The sequence below is a fragment of the Actinomadura darangshiensis genome, from assembly GCF_004349235.1.
GTDB classification, from domain to species: Bacteria; Actinomycetota; Actinomycetes; order Streptosporangiales; family Streptosporangiaceae; genus Spirillospora; species Spirillospora darangshiensis.
Genome location: NZ_SMKY01000486.1, coordinates 1 through 4083, shown reverse-complemented (window position 1 = coordinate 4083; position 4083 = coordinate 1). Strand labels below are relative to the sequence as shown.

The following is a 4083-nucleotide window of genomic DNA, read 5'->3' as shown; positions in this document are numbered from 1 at the left end:
GGATGTCGCGGCGGCGGCCCGGGGCGGATGTGCGGGCCGCCGCCGGAGGGGTCCGCGCGTCGCGGTCCCCTCGGGATCGTCGGGGCTTTCGTTAGCAGAAGTCATTATCAAGGCTAACGGTAATCGCAGAGGCCGCATTCCGGCAAGTGCGCACCACCGCGGCCCGGGGTCAGGACCGGCTGAGCTTGTCGATGATCGGGGCCGCCCGGCGCAGGATCTCGCGCTCGCCCTCGGTCAGCTCGCCGAGCCGCTTGGCCAGCCAGGCCTCCTTGCGGCGCCGCTCGTCCGCGAGCAGGGCGGAGCCGTCCTCGGTGGCGTTGAGCACGACCTGGCGGCCGTCGGTCGGGTGCGGCCTGCGCGCGACGAGCCCGCGCTCCTCCAGGTAGGCGATCACCCGGGTCATCGAGGGCGGCTGCACCTTCTCGTGGTCGGCCAGCTCGCGCGGCGTCATCGACCCGTGCCGCTCGATCGCGGCGAGCGCGGCGAACTGCGTGAGCGACAGCGGGCTCGGGCCGCCGTCGGCCGCCGCGTGCGGGCGCAGCGTGCGCAGCCGGCGCGACAGCCGCGCGATCGAGATGCGCAGCTCCTCGGCCAGGCCCGGCGCGGACGCCGTCCGGCCCCGGATCGGTGGTGTGGTCACCCCGCCCATGCTGCCACGCCGTCGCTTGACACCGTCGCTAATACCATTAGCCTACTAGCTAGTTATTCACAAGGAGGTTCGGATGCCCCGTGCGGGACTGTCCCCGGACGCGGTCGTGGACGCCGCCGTCGCCGTCGTGGACGCCGAGGGCCCCGGTGCCCTCACGCTGGCCGCGGTGGCGGGAAGGGCCGGGGTCGCGACCCCCTCCCTGTACAAGCATGTCCGCAATCTCGCCGAGTTGCGACATCTGGTGACCGCCCGCGTGCAGGAGGAGCTCGCCGAACGGCTCGGGGAGGCCGCGCTGGGACGGTCCGGCGACGACGCGATCCGGGCCCTGATGTACGCATACCGGTCCTACGTGGTCGAGCATCCGGGCCGCTACGGCGCGATGGAGCAGGCGGCGCAGCCCGAGGGCGACGGCCCCGCGGCGGAACGCCTGCTGAACATCCTGTACGGGGCCCTGCGCGGCTACGACCTGCCGGGCCCGCACGCGGTGCACGCCGTCCGCTGCCTGCGCTCGGCCGTCCACGGGTTCGCCGTCCTGGAGGCGGCGGGCGGGTACGGGCTGCCCGCCGACCTGGAGGCCAGCTATGAGCTGCTCATCACCATGGTTACCGGAGGACTGCCCCGCAAAGGCCATGCGGCCTGATCGCACGTAGCCTGATCGCATGAGCCCTCCGCGCCGCCCCGACCCGCCCCCGATAGAGAGCAACGACGTCCATGCCTCGGCGGCCGGCGCGATCGCCTTCGCGGTGGCGCTGGTCGTGCTGCTCATCGTCGGCCTGCCGTCGGACGACCGGTGGTGGCTGTGGGTGTGCGGTGTCGGCATCGTGATCGGCCTTTTCGGCATGTGGTACATCCCGCGGCTCCAGGCGGGGCGCGCCCGCCAGGAGGCCGACCGCGCCGCCAAGCGGGAGGCGGCCCGCTAAGGCTCCAGGTCGTTCTCGGCCAGCAGGACGGGCAGGTTCTCCGGGTTGCGCAGGACGGCCTCCAGCAGGAGCCGGTCGGCCCAGTGCCCGGTCGACCAGGCGAGCGCGCGCGCTAGCCCACTGATAGTGCTCGCGTGGATGTGGCCGTCTCTCGTCCACCACGGGACGTCCTGGCCGTCGACCACCAGGCGCTCATGCTTGACGTAGTCGGCGGGGGCATCCGGCAGAACGGCCTGCACGGCCTCCGGCACAGGACGCTTTTCGCCGTGCGACTCGACGACGCCTGGGATCTCCTCGCCCGCCAGCGGCAGGTCGAGCAGTTCGGCGAGGTTCACGTCACGGCCTTGCGCGGCGATGACGAGAGGCTGCCCTTGGAGGAGGGGGAGGACGTCGGGATTGTCCAGGACGAGGGCGTCCGCCGCGTCCACGACCTCGACCTCGCCGTCCACGACAGCGCGAACCTGGTCGGGTGCCTCTACGACCGCTTCCGCGTCGGCCAGGGCCGTCCAGAGGGCGCCCAACTGGGCACGGCTCACCTCGCGCTCAGGATCGCCGAGCCGGTCGAGCAACTCTTGCGCGCCCCCAGGCTCGTCGAGCAACTCCACGAGCGAGGTACGGACGCCCAAGGCGAGCAGAAGTCGCTCATCAAGACCCTCTGGGGCGACGTCGTAAAGGCCGGTGAGCGACTCGTCCCCGCCCAGCCGGAACTCACCTGGCTTACGGCCGTCCAGTACGGGGTGACGGCTCAGCCACCACGCCGTGTACGACGGGACGGCAACGCGCCGGCCATCGTGCAAGGTGGCATGCGCGGGATCCACGATCGCGGCCCGCCACGGAGGCTGGGCCAGAACCTTGAGCGCCGCCGTCCAGTCGTCGACGAGTTCCAGGTCGCGGACGGCCGCGAACTCGGGAACAAGCGGCGGAAGGTCCTGAGGGCCGATTCGGCGCAGGGCGTCGTCCGCCCAGAGGTCCTCGTCATCGAGCTCAAGGCTCTCGGCGTCGTCGGCCAGGCCGGTGAGGTTCACGTCCTCGGCCTTGGCCAGAGCGAACCCGTCCAGAACTCCGACAGCCGCGAGCGTCTCGGTGCCCCACCGCTCCAGCAGGCCGCCGTCCGCGACCCCGAACGGCGCGTCCTCGGCCATGAGCCCCCGCAACGGGCTCTCCGGCAAAACCAGCTCACCCGCCGGGTAGAGCTCCCCGTCGTCCCCCGGCAGCGCCAGCTCGGCCAGCCACGGCTCGTCGCCGGGATCCATGTGCGCGGCGGCGACCAGCTCCAGCACGGCCTCGGCGACCGCATCCGGATCATCGGCCTCGAACGACTCCTCGACGGCGGCACGTACGGCCGCGTCGCCGAGCACGGCCCGCGGCCCTGCCTCCATCGCTCCCAGCCGCGTCAGCAGCGGGTGCACGGCCTCCGGGTGGACGAACCGCAGCCCGAGCGCGTCCAGACCCGCCGGATCGACACCGTCCGCGATCAGGAGCCCCCGGGGCCCTCGCACCGTCCGCCCCGCCGCCAACGGCACCGGGAGAGCGCCCAGAGCGTCCGTGGCGGCCCCGCCGAGCGACTCGTACACCCGGTGCCACCACGCCGGTCCCCGGTCCACAGCGGCCAGCTCATCGATCACGTCGGCCAGTTCCACCCGCCGCACCCCGAGCGCGGCCAGCGCCGGGCTCCGCGCGGGCCACTCCGGCGGTAGCAGCCCGCCGACGACGGCGTCCTCGCCGCCGAGCACCTCGACGAACGCGCCGGGCGCATCGACGGCGACCGCGTCCCGCCCGCGCGTCCGATGCGGCAGCAGGGGTGCTTCGGGCAGCCGCTCCCGGATCCCCCGCCGGATCCGCGCGTCCAGCTCCCCGGCGCCAACGGGCCCCGGCACGAGCCCGAGCACCCGCGGCGACACGGGCAGCTCGCCCAGCAGCTGGACGTAGGCGTCCGCGGCCCGCTCGACAAGGAAGTCGCTCAACGCCCCAGGCGCGACATGCCGCCGATCAGGCGCAAGCGGGAACGACGCGATCAGCAACGCCCCGAAATCAAGCCGCTCGTCACTGGGCGTAGGCGCATGCAGAACACTCGGCGTACCCTCCGGGAGCCCGTCCTCCGGCAGGGCCCATCGCACCTGCCAGAACGGCCGCCCCCGCTCCTCCACCGGACGGTCTTCCAGAAGCGCCGCAGGAATCTCCCCATGCGCCTCAACCGTCCGCCACGCGGCCCCACCGATAACGACCTCGCCGGACCCACGCCGCTCAGCGGTCAGCGTCCGCACGTCCCCCTCGACATCGACCTCGACCCGCTCAAGCACCGGCAAGGCCAGCATCAGCGCCGCCCCCACCTCCCTGAGTTGCCGCCGGACGCCCCCAACGGCGTCCTCCCGCAACGGCAACCGCACCACGGTGTCGAACCCGGCGGGCACCTCCAGCGGCTCCTCAAGGGCGAACGGCAGCCGCAGCAAAGGCGCATGCCCGTCCCGCCGTGCCAACTCCCCGGCGACCTCGGGCAGCCCCTCCACCAAACCC

The 4083-nt window shown here is 73.0% G+C and carries 4 protein-coding genes; 2 read left to right on the top strand and 2 right to left on the bottom strand.

Annotated elements, in window-relative coordinates:
• Positions 1-169: 169 nt before the first annotated feature.
• A complete protein-coding gene (locus tag E1293_RS45135; protein WP_132206021.1) occupies positions 170-649 on the bottom strand; it encodes a MarR family winged helix-turn-helix transcriptional regulator in 480 nt (159 codons plus the stop codon).
• Positions 650-722: 73 nt separating this feature from the next.
• Between E1293_RS45135 and E1293_RS45130 the strand changes: the two genes are divergently transcribed.
• Together E1293_RS45130 and E1293_RS45125 are read left to right on the top strand one after the other, a co-directional pair.
• Positions 723-1289, top strand: a complete 567-nt coding sequence (locus E1293_RS45130; protein ID WP_132206019.1) for a TetR-like C-terminal domain-containing protein — start codon at positions 723-725, stop codon at positions 1287-1289.
• 19 nt (positions 1290-1308) lie between these two features.
• Positions 1309-1569, top strand: coding sequence for a DUF2530 domain-containing protein (locus tag E1293_RS45125; RefSeq protein ID WP_132206017.1), 261 nt, complete (start codon positions 1309-1311; stop codon positions 1567-1569).
• Here E1293_RS45125 and E1293_RS48300 read toward each other — a convergent pair.
• Positions 1566-4083 (bottom strand): hypothetical protein (locus E1293_RS48300; RefSeq protein ID WP_165978696.1); only part of this gene is annotated, 2518 nt, incomplete at its 5' end. The two genes, E1293_RS45125 and E1293_RS48300, sit on opposite strands and share 4 nt — an antisense overlap.

Excerpts from the sequence above, each read along its gene's own strand:
- E1293_RS45135 (WP_132206021.1), bottom strand. The coding sequence starts at position 649 with ATGGGCGGGGTGACCACACCACCGATCCGGGGCCGGACGGCGTCCGCG.
- E1293_RS45130 (WP_132206019.1), top strand. The coding sequence starts at position 723 with ATGCCCCGTGCGGGACTGTCCCCGGACGCGGTCGTGGACGCCGCCGTC.
- E1293_RS45125 (WP_132206017.1), top strand. The coding sequence starts at position 1,309 with ATGAGCCCTCCGCGCCGCCCCGACCCGCCCCCGATAGAGAGCAACGAC.